At 47.9% G+C, this 23,445-nt stretch carries 20 protein-coding genes; 18 read left to right on the top strand and 2 right to left on the bottom strand.

The window, feature by feature from the left end:
* The first annotated feature begins 1 nt into the window (after position 1).
* The 7 genes from OSQ85_RS06885 (at position 2) to OSQ85_RS06855 (ending at position 6,911) form a co-directional block, all read left to right on the top strand.
* Positions 2-571 carry a hypothetical protein gene (locus OSQ85_RS06885; protein WP_265822110.1) on the top strand — a complete coding sequence of 190 codons (570 nt, stop codon included), beginning with the start codon at positions 2-4 and terminating at the stop codon, positions 569-571.
* A gap of 29 nt (positions 572-600) precedes the next feature.
* Positions 601-3,279 (top strand): molybdopterin-containing oxidoreductase family protein, encoded by a 2,679-nt coding sequence (locus OSQ85_RS06880; protein ID WP_265822109.1) that lies wholly within the window; start codon positions 601-603, stop codon positions 3,277-3,279.
* On the top strand, positions 3,276-3,881 hold the full coding sequence (locus OSQ85_RS06875; protein ID WP_265822108.1) for a 4Fe-4S dicluster domain-containing protein: 606 nt from the start codon (positions 3,276-3,278) through the stop codon (positions 3,879-3,881). The genes OSQ85_RS06880 and OSQ85_RS06875 overlap by 4 nt, the downstream gene beginning before the upstream one ends.
* 105 nt (positions 3,882-3,986) lie before the next feature.
* Positions 3,987-4,673 (top strand): TorD/DmsD family molecular chaperone, encoded by a 687-nt coding sequence (locus OSQ85_RS06870; RefSeq protein ID WP_265822107.1) that lies wholly within the window; start codon positions 3,987-3,989, stop codon positions 4,671-4,673.
* 4 nt (positions 4,674-4,677) lie between these two features.
* Entirely contained in the window at positions 4,678-5,496 is an 819-nt protein-coding gene (locus OSQ85_RS06865; RefSeq protein WP_265822106.1) for a hypothetical protein, read from the top strand.
* 15 nt (positions 5,497-5,511) lie between these two features.
* Positions 5,512-6,129 carry a 4Fe-4S dicluster domain-containing protein gene (locus OSQ85_RS06860; RefSeq protein WP_265822105.1) on the top strand — a complete coding sequence of 206 codons (618 nt, stop codon included), beginning with the start codon at positions 5,512-5,514 and terminating at the stop codon, positions 6,127-6,129.
* Positions 6,126-6,911 carry a 4Fe-4S binding protein gene (locus OSQ85_RS06855; RefSeq protein WP_265822104.1) on the top strand — a complete coding sequence of 262 codons (786 nt, stop codon included), beginning with the start codon at positions 6,126-6,128 and terminating at the stop codon, positions 6,909-6,911. The genes OSQ85_RS06860 and OSQ85_RS06855 overlap by 4 nt, the downstream gene beginning before the upstream one ends.
* A 4-nt stretch (positions 6,912-6,915) precedes the next feature.
* On the opposite strand, the gene arsB is transcribed toward OSQ85_RS06855, so the two are convergent.
* Together arsB and OSQ85_RS06845 are read right to left on the bottom strand one after the other, a co-directional pair.
* Positions 6,916-8,097 (bottom strand): ACR3 family arsenite efflux transporter, encoded by a 1,182-nt coding sequence (gene arsB, locus OSQ85_RS06850; RefSeq protein ID WP_265822103.1) that lies wholly within the window; start codon positions 8,095-8,097, stop codon positions 6,916-6,918.
* A gap of 10 nt (positions 8,098-8,107) precedes the next feature.
* Positions 8,108-8,908 (bottom strand): arsenite methyltransferase, encoded by an 801-nt coding sequence (locus OSQ85_RS06845; protein WP_265822102.1) that lies wholly within the window; start codon positions 8,906-8,908, stop codon positions 8,108-8,110.
* A gap of 119 nt (positions 8,909-9,027) precedes the next feature.
* Between OSQ85_RS06845 and OSQ85_RS06840 the strand changes: the two genes are divergently transcribed.
* From OSQ85_RS06840 to phnX, 11 genes are all read left to right on the top strand, one after another.
* Positions 9,028-9,456, top strand: a complete 429-nt coding sequence (locus OSQ85_RS06840; RefSeq protein WP_265822101.1) for an arsenate reductase ArsC — start codon at positions 9,028-9,030, stop codon at positions 9,454-9,456.
* A 160-nt stretch (positions 9,457-9,616) separates the two neighbouring features.
* On the top strand, positions 9,617-10,483 hold the full coding sequence (locus tag OSQ85_RS06835) for a substrate-binding domain-containing protein (protein ID WP_265822100.1): 867 nt from the start codon (positions 9,617-9,619) through the stop codon (positions 10,481-10,483).
* Positions 10,467-11,846 (top strand): ATP-binding protein, encoded by a 1,380-nt coding sequence (locus OSQ85_RS06830; protein WP_265822099.1) that lies wholly within the window; start codon positions 10,467-10,469, stop codon positions 11,844-11,846. Before OSQ85_RS06835 ends, OSQ85_RS06830 begins: the two co-directional genes overlap by 17 nt.
* Positions 11,824-13,203, top strand: coding sequence for a sigma-54-dependent transcriptional regulator (locus OSQ85_RS06825; RefSeq protein WP_265822098.1), 1,380 nt, complete (start codon positions 11,824-11,826; stop codon positions 13,201-13,203). Before OSQ85_RS06830 ends, OSQ85_RS06825 begins: the two co-directional genes overlap by 23 nt.
* 149 nt (positions 13,204-13,352) lie before the next feature.
* A complete protein-coding gene (locus tag OSQ85_RS06820; RefSeq protein WP_265822097.1) occupies positions 13,353-15,884 on the top strand; it encodes a molybdopterin-dependent oxidoreductase in 2,532 nt (843 codons plus the stop codon).
* Between the two features lie 11 nt (positions 15,885-15,895).
* A complete protein-coding gene (locus tag OSQ85_RS06815; protein WP_265822096.1) occupies positions 15,896-16,651 on the top strand; it encodes a 4Fe-4S dicluster domain-containing protein in 756 nt (251 codons plus the stop codon).
* Between the two features lie 86 nt (positions 16,652-16,737).
* Positions 16,738-17,352, top strand: coding sequence for a TorD/DmsD family molecular chaperone (locus tag OSQ85_RS06810; protein WP_265822095.1), 615 nt, complete (start codon positions 16,738-16,740; stop codon positions 17,350-17,352).
* 200 nt (positions 17,353-17,552) lie between these two features.
* A complete protein-coding gene (locus OSQ85_RS06805; RefSeq protein WP_265822094.1) occupies positions 17,553-18,560 on the top strand; it encodes a putative 2-aminoethylphosphonate ABC transporter substrate-binding protein in 1,008 nt (335 codons plus the stop codon).
* 62 nt (positions 18,561-18,622) lie between these two features.
* Complete coding sequence (locus tag OSQ85_RS06800; protein ID WP_265822093.1) at positions 18,623-19,603, top strand: ABC transporter ATP-binding protein; 981 nt, start codon at positions 18,623-18,625, stop codon at positions 19,601-19,603.
* Entirely contained in the window at positions 19,603-21,327 is a 1,725-nt protein-coding gene (locus OSQ85_RS06795; protein WP_265822092.1) for a putative 2-aminoethylphosphonate ABC transporter permease subunit, read from the top strand. Before OSQ85_RS06800 ends, OSQ85_RS06795 begins: the two co-directional genes overlap by 1 nt.
* Complete coding sequence (gene phnX, locus OSQ85_RS06790) at positions 21,327-23,438, top strand: phosphonoacetaldehyde hydrolase (RefSeq protein ID WP_265822091.1); 2,112 nt, start codon at positions 21,327-21,329, stop codon at positions 23,436-23,438. The genes OSQ85_RS06795 and phnX overlap by 1 nt, the downstream gene beginning before the upstream one ends.
* The last annotated feature ends 7 nt before the right edge of the window (positions 23,439-23,445 follow it).

Genomic DNA, 23,445 nt, shown 5'->3' with positions numbered 1-23,445 from the left:
GATGACTGCAAATACTGAAAACAGAGGCACTCTGTCCGAAACGGCTCTGGAACGCCTGATGGAGAGAATAGAGGAAGAGCGAGGTGTTCAGGAGATCATGTACGGGATACTCAGCTTCTGTACATCGGAGAGAACCACGCCTGAGATTCTGAAATACGTTAAGGAACTGGGTTCGGATCTTATTCTTTATTCTCCGGAGACACTCATCACATGGCTCTATAATGCCCACGGGCTGAGAGCAGCCGGTGACGAAGCTGAAACAGTGTGGATCAGCACTCCTGAAGGGGCAGCCGCCGCTGACAGGCGGAACAGCTCTGACCGTCTGCAATGTCTTCTTGAGCATGAGGCGGCCTTTAATAACCTCTATGTCAGTATTCTCAGAAGTTGTGTGACACCGAAGACCAAGGAAGAGATTGAGGCGGTCGTTGAACCGATTCTCCGCGCCGGAAGCACTGAAATATACCCGGCCTATTTCATCGGAATGCTGGAAGAGGCAGGCGGACTCAGGTGGGAGAATAAATGGCGCACAACGGAAAAGGGAGTGAAGCTGCTGGAAGCGGCTGCCTCTTAAAATGTTCACTTCATATTAAGGAGAAGAAAATGAAGCAACTAAGGATGAACCGCAGGGATTTCATTAAAGCCACGGCTGTAACCGGTACCGCGCTTTCCATGAGCGGGCTGGGGAGCGGAATGCTTGTTCCCAAAGCGGACGCGGCAGAAGAGAGCGGTGTTCAGATCATCGAAACCTGCTGCCGCAACTGTACAGCGGAATGCGGCGTATTGGCTCATGTTAAGGACGGCCGTGTAATCAAAATTGAAGGCAATCCTGAGTTTACAAGAAGCGAGGGCGCACTGTGTGTTAAAGGGCTCTCAGGAATTCAGGCGCTCTACAACCCAAACAGAAACAAATACCCTCTTCAGCGTGTGGGAGCGAGAGGTGAAAACAAGTGGAAACGTGTTTCGTGGGAAGAGGCAATAGATAAAATAGCCCGCAAGCTCATGGAATTCCGTGAAAAATACGGTGCTGAGTCTGTTTTCGCTTCGACTGGCGGCGGCGGTAACCCCAACTTCATGAGTCCGGGCAGGTTCTGCAACTCTTTTGACACCCCCAACTGGTTTGAGCCCGGCGCAGCCCAGTGCTATCTGCCCAGAACCCTTATGTTCATGTTCTGCTACGGCGGCGGCACTTTCTATAACAGCGACACAAGCCTCGGCGACAACAACATACACGAAGCCTATGACTACAATAACCTCAAAACCAAAGCTGCGGTTCTCTGGGGCACAGCACCTTCATACAGCGGGCCTTCGCAGTCCGGCAGGGTTCTTGTGGAGAACAGGGCTAAGGGAGTCAAAACCGTTGTTATCGACCCCAGATTCACCCCTGATGCCTCAAAGGCTGATGTCTGGCTTCCGATCAGACCGGGCACGGATGTTGCCCTCGCTCTGGCATGGATGCGCTACATTCTCGAACACAGGCTTTACGACCATGAGTTTTGCCTGAAATGGACAAACATGCCTTATCTCGTTAACACCAAGACAAAAATGCACCTTCGTGAGAGTGATATAAAGCAGGGCGGCAGAAAAGATGTTTATGTTGTATGGGACAGAAAGTCCAAAACCGCGAAAGCCCTCGAATATCCGTGGAACGACACGCTTGATGCGGCAATGGAAGGCACTTACACGGTTAACGGCAGTGAATGCAAAACAGGCTTTCAGATGCTTAAGGAAAGATGCGAGCCGTGGACAATAAAAAAAGCCGCTGAGATCTGCTGGCTGAGAGAAGCGGATATTGTGAAAGCAATAGAGATTTACGCTCAGACACCGTCATGGCTTTCTCTCGGAGTTGCAACAGACCAGAACCCCAACTCCACGCAGATGGCTCACTGTGCAGCTATTCTCAATATTATAATGGGCAACATAGAAAAACCCGGTTCGGCTCTCCAGAGGTTTAAAAACGTTTGCAGATCCCCTGTGGGTACAGACCCGCTGATGAACTTCCTTTCGCATGATCAGCTTAAAAAGCGTCTCGGCGGAAACGAGTTCAAAGGCATGATGCAGTGGTGGACGGGCAACGTTGCTAAACATCTTGATGCTCTCAGAACCGGAAAGCCCTATAAGCTTAAAGCGTGGCTTGAGCGTTCCGGCAATAAGATGGGTACGGTTGCAAATACCTATGAATGGTCTAAAGTTGTTCATAATCTTGAACTTATAGTCCATATGTATATGTATCCGACCGGTTTTTCACCCTACGCGGATTTCCTTCTGCCCACTAACGAGTGGCTGGAAACAGATCTTCCTGTGGACTGCTTCAATAAGTTCTTCGCACGTCAGGCGACGACGCACCTCTATGAAACAGTCAATGAGTATGAGATATGGGCGTGGATAGTTAAGCGCTGCGCAGACCTCGGTCATGAGCAGTGCAAACGCACATTTGATCCGAAGGAAACTGCTCCGCAGCACCCGACTTTCACTAATTATAATGATCAGCTTGACTGGTGGTGCAAATCATACGGTATGAAGTGGGAAGAACTCAAAAAAGGGCCAATCGAAAAATTCCCGCTGTCTGATATGAAGGAGTACTACGTTTACAAACAGATTGATCCCGCCACCGGAAAACCGAAAGGCTTCAATACTATTTCAAAAAAATGCGAGATCTATCTGGAAACGCTGATAACACTGGGCCGAACCGGAGCACCGTTCGTTCAGAAGCCTCTCCCCCCTGCACCTCACGACTATAACCCTCTCCCCTTTTACATAGAACCGGAGGAGAGCCCGAACAAACCTATAGGCAAGGAATTTCCCCTTGTGATGACAAACGGAAGGCTTCCCTTCTGGCATCATATCACTCTGAGAAATATCCCTTATCTCAGAGAGATACAGCCCGTGGCGGATATTTGGCTCAACCCTGTTGATGCGAAAAAATACGGCATATCGCAGAGCGACTGGGTATGGGTTGAATCAAAAAGAGGCAGAATCAACGCAAGAGCATTGGTTACCGAAGGCATAGCAAAAGGAACCGTGTACATGGAAAGGTTCTGGAACCCTGAAAATATTAATGAAAAAACTCACGGATGGCAGGAGATGAACGTTAACGTTCTCAGCCGCAGCGATGGCCCTTACAACGAAGTGGTGGGTACATACACGCTCAGAGGTTATCAGGTGAAAATCTACAAAGCCGAAGGCGCCCCCAAAGGGGTATGGATTAAGCCGGAAGAGTTTGAACCGTGGATGCCTCAGGCCTCCAAGCCTACTAAAAGAGTTGCCGGAGTTGTGAAATGAAAAAGAAATCTATGCTGATAGACCTTGACCGCTGCATCGGCTGCTTTTCCTGCGAAGTTGCATGCAAAAACGAAAACAATATCGATCTGGGAATCCAGTGGAACAAGGTTTTCACGATCGGCCCCACAGGAGTATTTCCCGATCTGGAAATGTATTTTCTGCCGTCCTTGTGTCAGGCGTGCGATTCCGCTCCCTGCGTGGCGGTATGCCCCACCGGAGCCTCGCATGTTAATGCGGAGGGTGTGATTCTTGTGGATCACCAGAAATGTATAGGATGCATGGCCTGCATCACCGCCTGCCCGTATAAAGCCCGTTCTTTCAATACGAAAAGCGCAGTTGTGGAAAAATGTACTCTCTGCGATCACCTGAAGGCTCCGGATAAGCCGGCGTGTGTTAAGGCATGCTGCGCTAAAGCCAGATTTGTCGGTGATTTTGACGATCCCGGAGGAGAGATACAGCAGAGGATCAAAAAAGCCGGAGAGAAAAATGTTCATGCTCTGCCGGATGCAGGAAACAGCCCGACCATGCGGTATATTCTCAGTGAAAAAACCGCAAAATGGCATGACAGAAAGACATGGGTATTCTTCCCTGAGAAAAACTGAAAACTTTTCTGAACGGAAGAAGCACTGGTGAACAAATAAGGAGAGCGGAACTTTATCCGCTCTCCTGAATACAAAACAGCAGCCGACAAAACCGGGGGTTTATCCATGAGCAATTTGGCAGCTTATTCAGAAATAATTTCAAACAGGGAGAATATGTACCTGTTTCTTACCAACATTTATAAAACGGAAGTAACCGACAGCTTTTATAATATCATAAAGAATCTGGATTTCTCATCAGAGCCTCAGAATGAGCTTTCCGGCGGATATGAAAGGATTCTGGGCTTCTGCCGTACCGACTGGCATGACCCAGTTACAGATCTCGCGGTGGACTATGCGAGGATTTTTCTGGGAGCAGGGGTAGTGGAGACCGCGCAGAGCGCCTTTCCTTACGAATCTGTTTATACAAGCGAAAAACGTCTGATAATGCAGGAAGCCAGAGACGAAGTTCTGGCTTTATACCGCAAATACGGGCTCGGAGTGAGCAGCAAGTATAATATTCCGGAAGATCATCTGGCTCTGGAGCTTGAGTTTATGGCTCATCTGTGCGGTCTTGTCAGGCAGTCGGCCGAAAACGGTGATTTCAAAAAGACCGTGAGCCTTCTCAGGGAGCAGAGAGAATTTATCGAGAAGCATCTTATGAGGTGGGTTCCCGCTTTCTGTAATGATATTGGCAGAATTGCGTCCACAGAGTTCTATCGCGGAGCGGCTGAACTCACTGTTTCTTTCCTGAATATGGATGCTGAAATCGTCAGTGATCTGCTGGTGAACTTCCAGCATGAACAGGAAGGATAAAGCCATGAATACTAAATGGAATATGACTTTTTTTATGTTTATAGGGCTTGCGGGCGCATGTATGCTTCTTTATTCATCAGCGGCCGGGTACTTTAACAGATACAGCAGCACAAAACACAGGATTTACGCTTTGCCGGCAGGTGTAAGCTGTACGGCGGCAGCGCTGATTGTTCTGCTGGGGATAAACGATTTTTCCCGGATGCTGAATATTCTTATGCGGCCATACTCCGGCCTTAGCAGTGCTGTTCTGGCTCAGGTGGCAGCCGCTTTCGCAGGATTTATTCTGTTTTTCAGAGATTCAGGGAAGCAGACCCTTAAAGCAGTGTCAGTTCTTTTGAGTCTGGTTTCAGTGTTCTGTATTGCCAGATATTACATGATGGTTGCCAGACCGGCCCTTGATACTCACATACTTACAATGCTTTTCATGGCAGCGGTCATATTCGGAACCTGGCTGTTGATGAGCTTAAATTCTGATTTTAACTCAGGAGCGGAAGCTGAGATTAAAACAGGGCTGGGGATTGTTGCTGTGTGCGGCATACTGCTTGCGGTTTTTGTTGCAAGAATGGCATTTTTGACTGCTGAAGACAGAATCCTGTCAGCCCATAAGCTCATAGCAGGTGACTATTCAATTCTGTTCTGGGCTTTGGCTGTTCTGCTTTTTTTTGTTCCTTTTGCATTGCTTATTATTTCATTGGCAAAGAAGAGAATCTGCATGCCTGTGCTCTGCGGGGCATCCTTTGCCGCAGGTGTGTTTCTGCTCAGTGTGCTTATCAACCAGATGCCTGTTGTCAAAGACAGCATAAACAACAGGATTATATTTTAGACCCAAGGCTTTGAAATGATTTTTACGAGAAGAAATTTCATAAAAACAGCCGTAATATCGCTTTTATCTCCGGCTGAGGTATTTGCGGGGAATGAGTCAGTTTCTCCGCTGAGACCTCCCGGAGCTCTGCCCGAAAATGAATTTCTTTCAAAATGTATCAGGTGTCAGAAATGCCTTCAGGTATGCCCGACTAAGGTTCTTGTTCCCACATCTCTCAGCCACGGAATTATTGCCGTTAATACTCCTGCTGTGTCTTTCAGGCGAGGGTACTGCAACTCGTGCCTGAAATGCGCCGAAGTCTGCCCTACAGGGGCTCTTGTGCCTGTGACAAAGGAGACTCTGGATATAGGAACTGCGGCAATAATTGAGAAGGACTGCGTAGCCTGGGACTGGACAGGCTGTACAGTGTGCGTGGATAACTGCCCGCTCAAGGCGATATATCTCGATGGACACAAACGCCCTGTTGTTATTCCTGAAAAATGCAACGGATGCGGTATATGCGAGCTGAAATGCCCTTCTCCGTCACTGAGAGCATCCATTCAGGGGAAAGGGATTATTGTAATTAAAAGACCGTCAGGCGTTCCGCCGAGAAATGCGGGTTCCGACGAAGCGGGAAAGGGTCAAGAGTCTTGAAAAGAATAAAATTTTCCAAAATAAGATACTATGTGCTGATGGCAGCCATTATTGCTGTTGTATTGGCTGATGCCGGCGATTTCGGGCTGGGCACGTTCTGCGGTATGTGCCCGGTCGGCTTTCTTGAAGTATGGGCAGCCTCAAAAAACGTTCCATGGGGCATGCTGTCAGCCGTGCTGATTTTTCTTGTCGCAGCTTACATATTGGGGAGAGTCTTTTGCTCATGGTTCTGCCCCACTGCTTTTACCGTCAAAACCTTTAATACTGCTCCCAAAACAGTATCTGGCCGGGCGGGGAGTTTTTCCTATGCTGTTCTCGGAGTGTCTGTTGCAGCCTCATTTTTCGCAGGGTTTCCGGTATTCTGTCTCATTTGCCCCATCGGGCTTTTTTTCGGGTTTATTTTCGCAGTGCTTAAAGTTACGCATGTTTTTGAACCGGGTATAACGCTTCTGGTTTTTCCTCTGATTATAATTGCAGAGCTGATTCTTTTCCGGAAATGGTGCTCCGCCGTCTGCCCTGTGTCAGCATTGATTACCCTTGTGTCAAGAATACCCGGCGTGAAACTGAGGCTGAGAGTGAACAGGGAAACCTGTCTGCTCAGTCAGGAAACGCCATGCGGACTGTGCTCTGAGAATTGCAGTGAAAAAATCAAAGTAACCGAAGGCGGCAAACATTTTTTCGAAAAATGCACAAGCTGCATGGAGTGCGCGGACAACTGCCCGACAAAATCAATATCATTTGCGGTGAACAGGAAAAAGGCGGCAGAGAACCGCCGCCGCTGATATTTTATGCCTCAAACCATGATGCTGTCCGTTTGCATATCCCGACCAGCATAAGCATCACCGGAACCTCGATAAGCACTCCGACAACAGTGGCAAGAGCCGCTCCGGAAGAGAGCCCGAACAGCATTACCGCTGTGGCTATTGCAACCTCAAAATGGTTTGATGCGCCGATCATCGCTGCCGGAGCCGCATCCTCATATTTAAGCTTAAGCATCTTCGCTCCGATGTAGCCAAGGGCGAAGATAAAAACTGTCTGAATGAACAGCGGAACTGAGATCCACAGGATCGTCAGCGGGTTGGCGAGTATAACCTCCCCCTTGAAGCTGAAAAGCAGCACAAGGGTGAGCAGGAGAGCGCCGATTGTTACCGGAGTGAGCAGGTGGAGAAACTTTTCCCTGAACCACTCCTCACCTTTTGCGCTGATTATCAGCTTTCTGGAAAAATAACCCGCGACAAGAGGCAGTGCCACATAAACGCCGACTGAAAGCAGAAGTGCCTGCCACGGAACGGGAAGCTTGCCCACGCCGAGGAGGAATCCGCCGAGGATTCCGTAAAGCACAAGCATTGTGAGAGAATTTATTGCGACCATGACAAGGGTGAGCCCATCATTTCCCCTTGAAAGGTAGCCCCACACCAGAACCATCGCCGTGCAGGGGGCAATACCCAGAAGAATGCATCCTGCGAAATAGCTCCGCCAGAGGGGTATCTCAAGCATTTTGACTCCGTCAGCAAGAACCACTGTGCCCGCTCCGTGCGTACTGCCCACGGGAAGGTCAAGCCCGAAGGGCATTTTAACCAGATCCACCGCCTCAGCACCTATGAAGCCCCTGAACAGAAAGCCTAAAAATACAAGGGCGATAATGTACATTGTGAATGGTTTTACGCACCAGTTTATAAAGAGGGTGAGAAATACAGGTCTGCCGCTTCTGCCCGCTCTGATTACCTTTTCAAAATCAATTTTAACCATAATCGGGTACATCATAAAGAAAAGGCATACTGCAATCGGCAGTGACACAACCGGAGTGCCGCTCACATTGATTGACATCCCGTCCAGAGTTTTCGCCAGTTCAGGGGCGATCTTGCCGAGGGCTATGCCGCCGATTATGCAGAGGGCGACCCAGAGGGTAAGGTATTTTTCAAATATGCTTGTCATTCTGCGTTCATCGGCGCAGTTTACATTGCTCATCAATTTCTCCTTATTGTTTAACGGCTTTAATCACTGCGGATACCACATAGTCTTCTATGCTGCTGCCCGGAGACCACTCTGAGATAAACTCACGGCTTTCATCCTTTGGCGTTATATTTATGCTGCTGAACCCGCTTCTGCGCATCATTTCCTCAAGCTTGCCGATGTGGGCTGCCCCTGCCATGCAGCCGGTGTACATCGCAAGATTATTTTTAACCTCTTCCGGCAGTTCGGCTGTTGCCACTATGTCCGAAACGGCGATTCTCCCGCCTTTTTTCAGAACACGGAAGCATTCCCTGAAAACTTTTTCCTTATCAGGCGAAAGGTTTATTACGCAGTTGGAGATTATTACATCAACTGTGGAGTCCCCTGCGGGTAGGTTTTCAATCTCGCCCAGACGGAAATCAACATTGCCGAAGCCGTTTTCCCCCGCTGTTTTGCGTGCCTTGCTTATCATCTCAGGCGTCATGTCCACACCTATCACCTGCCCGTCCGTGCCTACGGCTCTGGCGGCGAGAAAGCAGTCAATACCCCCTCCGCTGCCTAAGTCCAGAACGGTTTCACCTGTTTTCAGCTCCGCTTCGGCTATGGGATTGCCGCAGCCCAATCCAAGATTGGCGCTTTTCGGAATGGATGCCAGCTCTTCAGCGGAGTAGCCGAGGACAACGGAAATTGATTCTGCGTCCGCAGTTTTTCCGCTGCCGCAGCATGATTCAGTCTCGCATCCGCACCCGGCCGGCTCCGCTACGGCAAATTTTCTGTAATTATTTCTCACTGCTGCTCTTATTCCGTCTTTACCGCTTTGGCTCATACTGCCTCCGAAACTTTTGACATTTATTTGTATTCTTCATGAGAATTTCTTATTTCTATATTTATAGAAATGAAGCAGCGGAAAAGCAAGTTAAAAATAAGTCATATTTCGGAGGAGCCATGTCCAGAAAAAAAGTTCTTTTTGTGTGCGTGCATAACAGCGCAAGGAGCCAGATGGCGGAAGCCCTGCTCAACAGTATTGCCCCTGACAGATTCATAGCTGAAAGTGCGGGACTGACCCCCGGTAAGCTTAATCCGTTCGCGGTGGAGGCTATGAAGGAGACAGGGATAGATATTTCCGGAAACAGTGTGGACAGTGTTTTCGATTTTTTCAAGGCGGGCAAGGTATTCAGTTACATAATAACTGTCTGCGACGCGGAAGCCGCGGAAAGATGCCCGCTTTTCCCCGGTGTGGAGGTCAAGAGAGTCCACTGGGCATTTCCCGATCCCTCCGCAGCGGAAGGCGGACAAGATGAGAAGCTTCAGGCTGCGAGAGAAGTAAGGGATATGATAAGGGCAAAGCTTGAGGAGTGGCTTAAAACCGTATAAAACTTTCTGTGCGGCCGGAATATCTGTTCCGGCTGCATGCTTAATCAGCTAAATTATCCTTTCAATTCTCTCATTTTTATGGTTATCATAATGAATCGGAAACCACCCGAACCCCATTTTTGAATGTTTTGACTCCAAACCTGCTTTAGGAGAAAAACCTATGAAAACAGCCGTGTATATTTCATTTACAGCATTGTTTATATTTCTATTATCCGCAGTTTATGCAAACGCACAGGAAAAGGACACTATTCATTTCGGTGTTGCCTCGGTTATTTCACCGGGCGAAAGCTACAGTCAGTACAGTGCGCTCAGCGATTATCTCGGTAAAAAGCTTAGTATGAAGGTTGCGTTCTTTCAGAAGGACAGCTATGCCAAAATGAACTCAATGATAAGGGAAGGAGAGGTGGATGTGGCTACTGTCTGTACCGGCGCCCTTCTTGACCTGAATGAAAAAGATTATAAGGTTCTTGCCATTCCGGTTGTGAGGGGCAAATCGTCTTATCATTCGTACATAATAGTTTCTGAAAAATCAGGTATTAAGTCTGTAGATGAGCTCAAAGGGCAGACATTCGCCTTTACAGGCAGCCTCTCCAACAGCGGAGCGCTTTATCCGACATATCTTATTGCAAAGAACACCAATCATAACCCTGACCGTTACTTCTCAAAGGTTTACTATACCGGCAACCACGACAAATCCATTTTTCTTGTGAACAGCGGGGTGGTGGCGGGTGCGGCGGTGGACAGTCTTATCTTTGAGTATTTCAGGGAAAAATACCCCGAAAAGGTGGCGAATATCCGCATCATTGATATTTCCCCTGAGTTTCTGGCTCCTCCCATAGTCGCCTCAGGCAAGGTTCCCGATAAGCTGTTTAAAAGGATGCAGAATGTTCTGACAAACATGCACAAGGATGATGACGGGCGGAAAATACTCGGCGGTATTCTTGTAGACAGACTGATTCCGCCGGACAGCCACAGTCTGGACAGCATGATAGAGATGAAGAAGTTTTTAGATGCGCGTTCCCGCTAGATTCATCCCCGATTCATTCAGAAACAGGGTTCTTCTGCTTATAATTTTTCTGGGCATTTCCGCCATGGTGCTTGAGCTTGCCATAGTCACCTCCTTTCAGTACCAGTTTATACGAAAAGGAGCGGAAAACACTCTCGCAAGCCAGCATAAGGTCATTGAGTCTTACATCTCCGAAGCTATGCTTTATGACAATATATATGATATGTATTCTCTGCTGAAGGCCTCCACGGATGCCCACGAGTTTATAAAAAACGTCTACCTTTTTGACAGTGGCGGACACCTTGTTGTGGATGCTCTCACGCAGGGCGGATGGGATGAATCCATGCGCAGCGGATGGTATTTCGAATATAAAATACTTGCAAAAAACGAAGTGATCGGCGAAGTGGTGTACGTTCTGAACAGCGCTTATGTGAACAGTGCCGTTGCGCTTCAGTTTGTGGAAACCTGCTTTTTTTTCCTGATTCTTCTGGGAATAGGTCTTGTTTTTGCCACAAAAATATCCGTTTTTATTACAAAGCCGCTCCTTTCCCTCTCTCATGAGATAAACAAGTTTACTCTCGACAACCTGCCGGAAAAGATTGAGACGGATAAGTATGCAACAACAGAGATAAAGGCGCTGGCGGAAACTCTGGGGAATATGTCACGCACGCTCAAAGATGCCTTGAATGAGATCTACCTTCAAAGCGAGCAGCTTAAGAGGAGTGAAAGGCTTGCGACTGTGGGCACAATGGCTGCGGGGCTTGCCCACGAGCTGAAAAATCCGATTATGACAATCAATCTGCTCTCCATGAGCCTTAAAGAGAACCATTCAGATCCTCATTCAGCAGAGGATCTGGCGGTTATGCGCAAGGAGTCGGACAGAATAGTGGCGACACTTAACGACTTTCTCAGCCTTTCCCGCCCCATGGAGGTAAGGCTTGAGGAAACGTCCGCCCATGCTGTGACAGCTTATCTTGTGCAGTATATAAAAAGCAGATTTAAAGACAGTCTTACCGCATCGGTTCAGGCAGGCGGCAACATAAGTTTTGTCAGCGATCCGGAAAAGCTTTATCAGGTGTTGATCAGCATGGTTCACAACTCTTCCGAGGCAGGGGCTACGAAAGTAAATTTCGGCTTCGGACGGGAAAACGGATTTGTGGTGTTTGAAATTTCTGACAACGGGTGCGGAATCCCGCAGGAGAAACAGTCTAAAATTTTTATGCCGTTTTACACCTCAAAGGCGACCGGAACAGGGCTGGGACTGACATACACTGAAATGATTCTGGAGATTCTCGGCGGCGGACTTGAGCTGGACAAGGCATACTCCGGCGGTGCAAAATTCATTATAAAAGTGAAGGATTATGAAAAAGATACTGATAATTGACGATGATACATCCCTGTGCTACGGCATGAAGCGGGTTCTTTCAGGCAGATATTCCGTTTCCACCGCTTTTTCCTCTGAGGAGGCTTTCGAGTACCTGAATACAGAAAGCTGCAGTCTTATTCTGCTGGATTACAGGCTTGGCTCGGAGAACGGTCTTGAGGTTCTGGAAAAAATAAAGGAGCTCTCCCGTGCGGTTCCTGTGGTTATGCTGACAGCTTTCGGCACAAGCGATACAGTGCTTGATTCGTTTAAGCTCGGAGCAGCGGATTTCCTTGTGAAGCCGGTTGATTATGAGGAGCTTACCGACTGTATAGAAAAGTATGCCCGTCCTGATAAGGTTTCCTGCGGGGAGGATGCTCTTGCTGTGGAGGAGACAGAAGAGAGAGACTCCGCTTTTGTGGGTTCATCACGCAAAATCCGTGATGTTTTTAAACTGATTGCCACTGTTGCAAACTCGAACACCCCTGTTTTCATAACCGGAGAAAGCGGTACGGGCAAAGAGCTGATAGCCGGTCTTGTTCACGAACGGAGCCACCGGAGGGATAAGCCTTTTGTGGTGATTAACTGCGCGGCTATCCCCCGTGAACTGCTTGAGAGCGAACTTTTCGGCTATGTGAAAGGAGCCTTCACCGGAGCCCATCAGGACAGAACAGGCAAGTTTGAGGCTGCTCACACCGGAACCCTTTTTCTGGACGAGATAGGCGAACTGCCTGTTGAGCTTCAGTCTAAAATGCTGAGAGTGCTCCAGAACGGCACAATCGAGAAGCTGGGCTCAAATAAGCCTGTTCATGTGGATGTCCGCATTGTTTCCGCCACAAACAGGAACATCGCGGAACTCATTGCCGCCGGAGAATTTCGTTCCGATCTGTTTTACAGGCTGAATGTTGTGGATATAAAGCTGCCGCCATTAAGGGAAAGAACGGATGACATACCGCAGCTTGCCGCTTTTTTCACAGCGAAATATGCCCGCGAGGCAGAAAAAAGCATCTGCTGCATAGACAGGGAGGTGGTTGATATATTCAGGGCTTATCCTTGGCCGGGAAATATCAGAGAGATGCAGAACGTTATAAAAAAAGCGGTGATACTTTCCTCTTCAAACAGAATAACCGAATCCGATATTCAGCTTTCGGGGCCGGAAACTGAAAAACCTGAAAGCAGATTTTCGGCTGTGTCCGAATATTTTTTCACCAAATTCACGTCAGATACGCTTAACAGCAGCGTGGAGGAGCTTGAGAAAATACTCATTGAGAGAAGCCTTCTTAAAAATTCAAACCATCTTACGCACACAGCGGAGGAGCTCGGTATAACCAGAGTGACCCTGAACGCAAAAATGAAAAAGTACGGTATAAGTATTTAACATTTATTTGTATAGTTTCTATACGAAATCGTATACTGACTATACTTAGTCTTGTCTAATTGCTCTGTTTTATCAGTGTTTTATAGATGATAACCATGGCATCCGTTTTGCATTAAACGATTTAGTTCAGTTTAACTAAGGAGGAACGGATGCGTATAAGCAGAAGGAATTTTATTAAAGCTTCCGCCGCCGCAGGTGCCATAGCCGCGGTGGGCTGCGGTGTTTCCGGCAACGCCCTTGCCCCGGCAAAAGGCGAAAAGAAAATAGGCGAGGCTCCCGGCAAATGGATTTCCACATCCTGTCAGGGCTGCACAACATGGGACCCCATACAGATTTTTGTTCAGGACGGAAGAGCCGTGAAGGTGCGCGGCAACTCCAACAGCAAGTCCAACGAAGGCACATGCTGCCCCAGAGCGCACCTTATTCTTCAGCAGGTTTATGACCCTGACAGGGTTAAGGTTCCGATGAAGAGGACTAACCCCAAAAAAGGCAGGGGCGTTGATCCCAAATTTGTTCCCATTTCATGGGACGAGGCTCTCAACACTATTGCTGATAAAATGATGGAGCTGCGCAACAAAGGCGAGGCCCACAAATACATGCTGAACCGCGGACGATACACGCACATGAATGTTCTTCTTTATGATGCGATGACAAAGATATACGGTTCTCCCAACAATATAAGCCACTCATCTATCTGTGCCGAGGCTGAGAAATCCGGCGCATTCTTCACAGAAGGCCTCTGGGACTACCGCGATTACGATATGATCAATACCAAGTTCATGCTGATCTGGGGTCTTGATCCTCTCAGCTCAAACCGTCAGGTTCCCTACACAATTAAAATGTTCGGTGAAGTGCTTGACCGTGCCAAGGTTGTGGTGGTTGATCCCAAAATGAACGGCTCGTCTGCAAAAGCGCATGACTGGCTTCCTGTTCTTCCCGGTGAGGACGGAGCACTTGCTGTTGCCATGGCTCACGTTATACTCACTGAGGGTCTTTGGTATAAAGACTATGTCGGTGACTTCACGGACGGGGCAAACCGCTTCAAAAAGGGTGAAACCGTGGCTGAGGATGCATTTAAGGAGATCCAGACCAACGGTCTTGTTAAATGGTGGAACATTGAGCTTAAAGACAAAACTCCCGAATGGGCTGAGAAGCTCTGCGGTATTCCCGCCTCCAAGATTTACCAGACGGCAAGGGATATGGCAAAAGCAGCTCCCAACGTTGTGGTTTGGCTTGGGCCGGGTGCGGCTATGCACGTGAGAGGAACATACTCTGCAATGGCTGTTCACGCTCTCAGCGGACTCATGGGCAGCAGCGACAACATAGGCGGGCATATGGCAGGAGCCAAAATTCTCGGCAACGGTCTTCAGAAGCTTGATGACTACCTTGATGAAACCGCCAAGAAAAAGAATAAGAAGATAGACCAGAGGGGAACACTGAAATTTCCCGCAATGGCCAGCGGTAAGCCCGGCTCAGGAGTTATCACCAACAACCTGCCTGATGCCATAATGGCTAAAGATCCGTATGATATAAAAATGGGTCTCGGTTATATGAATAACTTCCCCTTCTCCGGCACAGGCGCTCAGAGATGGGAAAAGATGTTCACTGAGAACGAAATCTTCTATGTCCATCTCACAACCCATGCCTCCGAGCTTACAATGTTTGCTGACATTGTTCTGCCCGCAACCCAGTCCGCTGCCGAAAAATGGGCATACCTGAAAAACAAAGGCGGCCAGTTCAGCTACAGCACTATTCTTCAGCCTGTTATCAAGCCTGTGTGGGACTGTAAGGATGATGAAACTGAAATCCCTTATCTTCTGGCGAAAAAATTTGCCGAAAGAGGTTTTACAAAGCTTCTTGAGTTCTACACCAATGAGTTCAGGGATGTTGAAACTGGCAAACTTCCCGAAAACGAGAAAGAATTTGCCGTAAATGCAGTGAAATACTACACCCAGCCCGCATGGGCAAATACAGACCCCGCACAGGGCGATGTAATCGGCTCATGGGAAAAATTTAAAGAGGTCGGCGTGTGGAACTCTGCTCCTTACAAATTCAAAGGGCGCTGGGGCAAATACAAAACCGCGACTCAGAAATTTGAGTTCTACAGTGAAACGCTTAAAAAAGCTCTCAATGAGCATGCAGCAAACAACAAAGTTGATGTGGACAAGGTTCTTGAAGCCTGCAACTACGAGGCCAGAGGCGAAAAAGCATTTGTACCGCACTATGAATCACCCTTCCGCTACGGCAGCAGAGAGGAATATCCCTTCACTTTCATTGACCACAAGTCAAGGCTGAACAGGGAAGGGAGAAGCGCCAACTGTACATGGTACATGGAGTTCAAAAAGGTTGATGCGGGCGATGCAAGCTGGGAGGACGTTCTCAAGATGAACCCTGCGGATGCTCAGAAACTCGGCATCACTGACGGCGGAACGGCAAAAATATCTTCCGTGTCCGGCACATTCCTCACCAAGGTGCGCTACTGGGAGGGGATACGCCCCGGAACAGTGGCAAAGGCTTACGGTCAGGGTCATTGGGCATACGGCAAGGTAGCTTCCAAAAAGTTCGGTAAAGAGGCTTACACGTTTAACAACAATGAGCTCATCCCCGCCGACTACGACAGGCTCACCGGAGCGACAGCAAGAAACGGCGGTCTTTGCGGCGTGAAAATCGAGAAGGCGTAAGGAGGTAGAAAATGGCTCAATACTGTATGGTAATAGATCTTCAGAAATGTGCGGGGTGCGGGGCTTGCGGAATCGCCTGCAAGACGGAAAACAATACTCCCGACAGAAAAAACGGACAGACCTTCAACTGGGCTGACTATATGATCAAAATGGAAGGCAGGTTCCCTAACGTTAGTTTTGCTGCTGTTCCGGTACTCTGCAACCACTGCTCAAACGCAGCATGCGTTGAGGCGTGCCCCGTTGAACCCAAGGCTATGTTCAAAACGCCCGAAGGCATAACTATGCACAATGATGAGCGCTGCATCGGCTGCCGCTCCTGCCAGATAGCGTGTCCTTACAGCGCGGAGGATGTGGAGGCTGAAAAGGCGGAGTACAGCGTAATCAGCTTTAACTTTGACGGTGAGGACGTGCATTCGGCATACACTTCTAAAGCTGCGGTAATTCCCGGAGTAACTGCAAGCGGTGCTGAAACTGCAAAGAAAACAGGCGGGCTTCCCCCTTATAAAACCAACTACTCGCATCCTGAGTATGAAGCTGTGCGCAGAGCGGGTGTTACTGAGAAGTGCTACCTCTGCCACCACAGGCTAATGGTCAATGAAAAACCATGGTGTGTGAAATCCTGCCCGTCAGGAGCAAGGGTTGTGGGTGATAAAAACGACCCTAACAGCGAAGTCAGCAAGCTTCTTGCGAAATATCCTTCCATGGTGCTCAAGCCTGAGGAAGGAACCAAGCCTAATGTTTACTACATAAGAAAGTTTAAGGTGTAGCGCGCCTGCTGCGCTTTGAATAAACCGGCGGCGGAGGGGCATCCCTCCGCCATTATTTGAATTTATTTTTTTACAACGGAGTGAATATGGAAACGAAATTCCCCGAAACGGCAGATATTAAAACCGAAATTTACAGGCTCTTTGCCCTGTGTTTTTATCCGCCGAAAGAAACAATACTGGAAGAAAAAGCAATCGTTGAATCCTTAGCTTATGCTCTGGATTCGCTTGGAATAAATAAAGAAGCAGAGGAACTGAAAACGGCTTTTGCAGAAACCGCGGAAGAGGTTCTTGAACTGGATTTCGCAAGGCTGTTTATTGGGCCGTTTGAGCTGCCGTGTCCGCCTTACGGTTCTGTTTACCTTGAAAAGGACAGGCAGATCATGGGGAAAACAACCATGGATGTTGCGGCTATTTACGAAGCCGCAGGGCTTCACGTGGAAGAGGAGATGCACGAACCTGCGGATCACGTAGCCATTGAACTGGAATTTATGCACCTGACTGACATACGAATTAAAAACGCAGTGAAAGAGGAGAACACAGATGATGCCGATGCATTGTCCGAGCTCAGGAGAATGTTTGAGGGGTCATATTTCCTCCCGTTCGCATCAAAGTTTGCGGATGCGGTAGCTGAAAACGCCGAAACCGCATTTTATAAGACGGTCGGAAAAGCACTTAAAAAATTTACCGCTTCCAAGATATAACAGCCGGCAGGGTCTTCCCTCCATATTCCTGCCCGTTCCTTAACCGCAAAAGGGCGGGCAGGTTTTTTTGGCTATTCTTTGATGAAATCATAACCTGACACTTCCATGACAGCTTATTTGCTGTTTTATGTCATCGTTGCGACATTTTTATGACATTCCGAACATAGGCTGATTTGTTCCAACTTATTTAGGAGGTCGGCATGAAGAAACTTCTTCTTATGCTCGCAATGTTAATCGCGTTTATATCTACAGCTCAGGCAGGTGAAATCACTGTGTACACTGCGCTGGAAGATGATCAGTATCCGGTTTATCTGGAATCATTCAAAAAGAACTACCCTGATATTAAAGTTAACATAGTGCGTGATTCCACAGGTATCGTCACTGCCAAACTTCTTGCTGAGCAGGCCAACCCCAGAGCGGATGTTATATGGGGGCTTGCCGCCACCAGCCTTCTGGTTATGGACAGCAAAAAAATGCTTGAGCCTTACGCTCCCAAAGGAGTCGAAAGAGTTCTTCCTCAGTTCAAGGACAGCAGAAAGGTTCCTTCATGGGTTGGGATAGACGCATGGATGACTGCATTTACCGTAAACGAAGTTGAGATGAAAAAAAGAAATCTCCCTGTTCCCGCAAGCTATGCAGACCTTCTCAAACCTGAATACAAAGGCCTCATAACCATGCCCAATCCCGCTTCGTCCGGCACTGGCTATCTCACAGTGAGCGCTTGGCTCCAGCTTATGGGTGAAAAAGCCGGCTGGGAATATATGGATAAAATACACCAGAATATGGCGCTTTATACTCATTCCGGTTCCAAACCCTCAAAAATGGCAGCTCAGGGCGAGTACCCCATAGGCATCTCTTTCGGCTACAGAGGCGTAACTGAGAAGAAAAAAGGCGCTCCTGTCTCTGTGGTTTTCCCCAAAGAAGGTTCAGGCTGGGATCTTGAAGCCAATGCTCTTGTAAAAAAACAGACGATCAATCCCGATGCTAAAAAGTTCCTCGACTGGGCAATATCCGATGATGTTATGAAGGAATACAACAAAAGCTACGCAATTATCACCATAAAAAACAATAACCCCGTACCCGAATTTTACGTTAAAGAGCCTCTTAAACAGATCATAAAAAATGATTTTGTATGGGCGGCGGAAAACAGGGAAGCGGTTCTTAAAGAATGGTCGAAAAGATACGACACTAAAAGCGAGCCGAAATAATACATCCGGCCGCTCCGCAAACAGGAGCGGCTTTCATTTAACCTGTTTGAAAGGAAAAACATATGGACAGCTATCTGAAACTTGAGAATATTTCAAAATCGTTCGGCACTAGGAAAGTTCTTGACAGTGTGACGCTCACTGCCGAAAAAGGCGAATTTATCAGCCTTCTGGGCCCGTCCGGCTGTGGGAAAACAACTCTCCTGCGTATCATCGCCGGACTTGAGAAGCAGAACGAGGGGCGGGTTATTCTTGAAGGAAGAGACTATTCATATGTTCCCGCTTCATGCCGTAATTTCGGAATTGTTTTTCAGTCATATGCACTGTTTCCGAACCTCACAGTTACCCAGAATATCGGATACGGGCTGCAGTCCCGCCGGATGAGCAGGGCTGAGCGCAATGAAATTATAGATGAGATGCTGGATATAACCGCTCTGCACCATGAAAAAGATAAATACCCCTTTCAGCTTTCCGGAGGCCAGCAGCAGAGGGTGGCGCTTGCCCGTGCCCTTGCGCTCCGTCCGTCGGTTTTGCTTTTGGATGAACCTCTTTCAGCCCTTGATGCAAAAGTGCGCGAAAAGCTCCGCCGCGAGATCAGGAGTATCCACGACAGAATGAAAATAACAACCGTTATGGTTACGCATGATCAGGAAGAAGCAATCACCATTTCTGATAAAATTGCAGTAATGAATCAGGGAATCATCGAACAGTTCGCAGAACCCGATGAGCTTTACTTCAATCCGAAAACGAGATTCATCGCCGAGTTTATCGGAATGATTAACTTTATGGATTTGGGCGGAAGCAGAATAGGCATAAGGCCGGAACAAATTAAAATAGCCTCTGACAGCTCGGAAGGGCACAGTGCAGTGGTAAATGACATAGAGTTCAGAGGTTCATTTCTGCGCTTGTTCCTTACACTGGAACACAGCCTCAGCGATTCGCCGCTGATAGTGGATGTCCACTCCAGCGATCCTTCCGCAAAAGCACTTTATGTCAACAGCAGACTGAAAGTTCGGATACCGGAATCAGTGATCAGCTTCCAGTGATGAGGTCAAAGGCTTTATCTGCCCTGTGCACGGGGCTGCTGGTATTTTATTTTATTGCATTTTTTCTCATGCCGCTGGTGTATATCGCAGGTCTGACTTTTTATGATTCAGACGGAAAATTCAGCGGTCTGAAAAACTTAACCGAATACTTCAGTTCCCCCAACATGGTTTCCTCCTTCGTGCATTCCTTTACCGTATCAGGTATTGTGACTGTTGTTACTTTTACTCTTGCATTTTTTTACGCTTACAGCATATCCCGCATAAGGGTTAAGGGGAGCTATGCTTTCCGCTATATGGCTATGCTTTCCCTCTTTACTCCAACCATGCTTCATGCCCTTGCTCTGATATATCTTTTCGGAAGACAGGGGTTTGTATCCAAACTCTTCTTAACTTGGCTGAATACTGCTTTGGGGACTGACTTTGCGTTTCCGTTTGAAATATACGGAGCAACAGGGATAATCATCTCTGAGGTGATATACACATTTCCCCATGCTTACCTTATACTTTCCGTATCTTTTGCCATGAGCGACTACAGGCTTTACGAGGCGGCGGAAACTCTTGGCGCCGGAAGGCTGAGGAAGTTCTTCACTGTGACGCTGCCTTCCGTGAAATACGGTGCTGTGAGTTCACTTGCAACAATATTCATCCTCAGCTTCACGGATATGGGAGCGCCGAAGATTGTCGGCGGTCAGTATAACGTAATGGCTGTGGATATTTATAAACAGGTAATCGGTCAGCAGAATTTTGCTATGGGAGCAACTGTTGCAGTTCTTCTCATGGTTCCGGCATTAATCGCTTTCTGTATAGACAGGCTCATACAGAAGAAGCAGGACGCCTCTTTCTCATCAAAATCAGTGCCTTATATGGTTAAGCCTAACAAAACGGCTGAAACGGCGGCGTTTATCTATTGCTTAGTTATCGCTATTTGCATTGCTGCTGTCATAGGCACATCCGTTTTTGTTTCGTTCATCAGTTTTTTCCCGTATGATCTGACATTTACTCTGAAACATTATATGTTCAAATATGTTGCGGGAGATTTCTCTTCTTACGTAAACAGTCTGAAGATGTCTTTTCTCACTGCGCTTTTCGGTACTGTCTCCGCCTTTGCCGTTGCTTACACAGCGGAAAAAACAAGAATGAACGTTATAATAAGCAGAATGCCGTATGCTTTGTCAGTTGCCACTCTTGCTGTTCCGGGGCTGGTTATAGGGCTGGCATACATTTTTTTCTTCAATAATCCGGAAGTAAGCTTCTTTTTCTTTACTGTAAAAAACCCTTTTCTGCCCGTCTACGGCACAATCTGGATACTTGTTCTTGCAAATGTAATGCACTTCATCGCTGTGCCGGTGATGACCATAACCTCTTCTCTTAAAAAACAGGACAGAGAGTACGACAATGTTGCCGAATCCATGGGGGTGCATCCGGCAAGGACACTTTTTCGTGTTACTCTTCCCCTCTCTGTTACGGCGGTTACGGAAACTTTTTTCTATTTCTTTGTAAACTCGATGGTGACAATTTCCGCCGTGATATTTCTCTACGCTCAGGACACAAGGCCTGCCACAGTGGCTATTGTAAATATGGACGATGCGGGGGACACTTCCGCCGCCGCGGCTATGGCAAGCCTTATACTGTTTACAAATATGGCATTTAAAATAGCTTACGATGCTGCTTCAAAATACATCAGAAAAAAAACTGCCGCTTGGCAGAGCGTACAGAGGAACTAATGAGAATCAAAGCTGTGATTTTTGACTGGGCAGGAACAACTGTTGACTACGGTTGCTTAGCGCCCGTTGCTGCTATCATCTCCACCCTTGAGGCAAACTCAATTAAAGTTACGCCGAAAGAGGTTCGCCTTCATATGGGAATGAAAAAGAGGGATCATCTGGGCAAAATCTTTGAGTTTCCCTCCGTTACGGAGCAGTTTGAAAAGCTGCACGGCAGAATGCCTGCTGAGGCTGATATAGACAGGATTTATGATGAAACGGACCGCATGCTGACTTTCAGTCTGCCGCAATACAGCACGCTGATCAGCGGTGTGTCTGAGGTTGTTTCAGAGATAAGGCGCATGGGACTCAAAATAGGCTCAACCACAGGCTACACCAAAGATATGATGGGTGTTGTAGGCAGATGCGCTGCGGAACAGGGGTATGTTCCTGACTGCATAGTGGCTTCGGATGAGGTTCCCGCAGGGAGGCCTGCCCCTTGGATGTGCTATGAAGCTGTCAGACGTATGGGGGTCTTTCCTTCTTACGAATGCGTCAAAATAGGCGATACACCCAGCGACATTGAAGAGGGTGTGAATGCCGGAATGTGGTCTGTGGGCATCATAACGGGCGGAAGCGAAATGGGACTGACGCCGGAAGAATACGCATCCATGGACAGCTTCACTCTTATGAAAAACACCAAAGATGTATATGGCAGGCTTTGCTCGCACGGGGCGCACTACATAGCTGTGTTTAACAGCGAGATTCCCGATATTCTCAGAGACATAGACCGCAGAGTAAAACTCGGTGAAAAACCTTCAGCGCCTTCTTACAGCCGTGCAGGGGAGGGGGAGTCCAACCACGGAGTTCTCCGCGCCTTCCACAGGGCAAAACTCGCTGCCGAATCTGCTGCGATTGTGAGCAGGGATGCGCAGGTTTTCATATCTCAGGCTCTCTCCACGCCATGTCTTGATACCGTAGTCTCCTGCGAGGGGGCGGAATTTATTCTCGCTGGCGGGAAAAAAGTTTTGGATTTCCACGGCAACGGGGTACATCAGGTGGGTTTTAATAATCCGGAAGTTAAGAATGCCGTTGTTAATCAGCTTGAAACTCTGCCTTTCAGCCCCAGAAGATATGCTAACGAAACAGCGGTGCGTCTGGCTGAAAAGCTTATTGAAATAACAGACAGCGATATGGCGAAGGTGCTTTACGCCCCTGCGGCCACACTTGCCGTCAGCAGTGCTATTAAGCTTGCTATGAAAATTACAGGCAGGAGGAAAATATACTCAGCTTACGGCTCCTTCCACGGTGCCAGTCTCTGTGCCCTTTCAGCAGCAGGTGATCACGGATTTCTGGAAGGGATTTCCGGGTTTGACATAGGTGAAAATTTCTTGCCGTATAATTCCGCCGGAAGCGCTCAGGAGAATCTTGCCTCTCTTGAGCTTCTGGAAAGGCGTATTGCTGAGAAGCATGATGCCGCCGCATTGCTTATTGAACCTGTGAGGTGCACATCCGTTCATGTGCCTGATGCGGCATATTTCCGCAGACTGGACGAAATATGCACAGAATACGGAATACTTAAAATATTTGATGAAACTGCGACCGGACTCGGAAGAAGCGGAAAGTGGTTTGCCTATCAGCATTTTCCGATAAAGCCTGATATGCTGGTGACCGGAAAGGGACTGGGCGGAGGAATAATACCTATTGCCTGCCTCATGGTAAGAGACGGGCTTGACTGCGCCAGAGATATTTCCATAGGGCATTATACCCACGAAAAAAGCCCTGCCGGATGCGCCGCAGGGCTTGCGGTTATTGAGTTTATTGAAAAGAATAACCTTATTGCGGAAACTGCGGATAAAGGAGCGTACTTCGCTTCATTGCTGGGTGAGATCCGGAGCAGGTTCCCTTTGAGTGTGAAGCATGTCAGGCATTTGGGGCTTATGGCGGCTCTGGAGACTGAAAAGGCCTTTTACGCTGAATACGCCATGTATCAGGCTTTGGATAAGGGTTTGAGCTTCAAGGTTTCGTCAGGAAATATTATTACTCTTACCCCCGCTCTTACTATTACAAATGAACAGCTTAAGCAGGCTGCGGATATACTGTCTGCTGTATTCACCGGAATAAGGTCTTAAAGGAGCT

It is taken from the genome of Geovibrio ferrireducens, from assembly GCF_026226615.1.
Lineage (GTDB): Bacteria > Chrysiogenota > Deferribacteres > Deferribacterales > Geovibrionaceae > Geovibrio > Geovibrio ferrireducens.
Note: the sequence above shows the minus strand (reverse complement) of the source record. Positions and strands in the feature narration are given on the sequence as shown.

Bases quoted from the DNA above. Each gene is read 5' to 3' on its own strand.
- OSQ85_RS06830 (WP_265822099.1), top strand. From the start codon at position 10,467: ATGCGCGTTCCCGCTAGATTCATCCCCGATTCATTCAGAAACAGGGTT.
- OSQ85_RS06835 (WP_265822100.1), top strand. From the start codon at position 9,617: ATGAAAACAGCCGTGTATATTTCATTTACAGCATTGTTTATATTTCTA.
- OSQ85_RS06810 (WP_265822095.1), top strand. From the start codon at position 16,738: ATGGAAACGAAATTCCCCGAAACGGCAGATATTAAAACCGAAATTTAC.
- OSQ85_RS06840 (WP_265822101.1), top strand. From the start codon at position 9,028: ATGTCCAGAAAAAAAGTTCTTTTTGTGTGCGTGCATAACAGCGCAAGG.
- OSQ85_RS06825 (WP_265822098.1), top strand. From the start codon at position 11,824: ATGAAAAAGATACTGATAATTGACGATGATACATCCCTGTGCTACGGC.
- OSQ85_RS06795 (WP_265822092.1), top strand. From the start codon at position 19,603: ATGAGGTCAAAGGCTTTATCTGCCCTGTGCACGGGGCTGCTGGTATTT.
- OSQ85_RS06805 (WP_265822094.1), top strand. From the start codon at position 17,553: ATGAAGAAACTTCTTCTTATGCTCGCAATGTTAATCGCGTTTATATCT.
- OSQ85_RS06880 (WP_265822109.1), top strand. From the start codon at position 601: ATGAAGCAACTAAGGATGAACCGCAGGGATTTCATTAAAGCCACGGCT.
- arsB (WP_265822103.1), bottom strand. From the start codon at position 8,097: ATGAGCAATGTAAACTGCGCCGATGAACGCAGAATGACAAGCATATTT.
- phnX (WP_265822091.1), top strand. From the start codon at position 21,327: ATGAGAATCAAAGCTGTGATTTTTGACTGGGCAGGAACAACTGTTGAC.
- OSQ85_RS06800 (WP_265822093.1), top strand. From the start codon at position 18,623: ATGGACAGCTATCTGAAACTTGAGAATATTTCAAAATCGTTCGGCACT.
- OSQ85_RS06870 (WP_265822107.1), top strand. From the start codon at position 3,987: ATGAGCAATTTGGCAGCTTATTCAGAAATAATTTCAAACAGGGAGAAT.
- OSQ85_RS06875 (WP_265822108.1), top strand. From the start codon at position 3,276: ATGAAAAAGAAATCTATGCTGATAGACCTTGACCGCTGCATCGGCTGC.
- OSQ85_RS06885 (WP_265822110.1), top strand. From the start codon at position 2: ATGACTGCAAATACTGAAAACAGAGGCACTCTGTCCGAAACGGCTCTG.
- OSQ85_RS06820 (WP_265822097.1), top strand. From the start codon at position 13,353: ATGCGTATAAGCAGAAGGAATTTTATTAAAGCTTCCGCCGCCGCAGGT.
- OSQ85_RS06845 (WP_265822102.1), bottom strand. From the start codon at position 8,908: ATGAGCCAAAGCGGTAAAGACGGAATAAGAGCAGCAGTGAGAAATAAT.
- OSQ85_RS06865 (WP_265822106.1), top strand. From the start codon at position 4,678: ATGAATACTAAATGGAATATGACTTTTTTTATGTTTATAGGGCTTGCG.
- OSQ85_RS06815 (WP_265822096.1), top strand. From the start codon at position 15,896: ATGGCTCAATACTGTATGGTAATAGATCTTCAGAAATGTGCGGGGTGC.
- OSQ85_RS06860 (WP_265822105.1), top strand. From the start codon at position 5,512: ATGATTTTTACGAGAAGAAATTTCATAAAAACAGCCGTAATATCGCTT.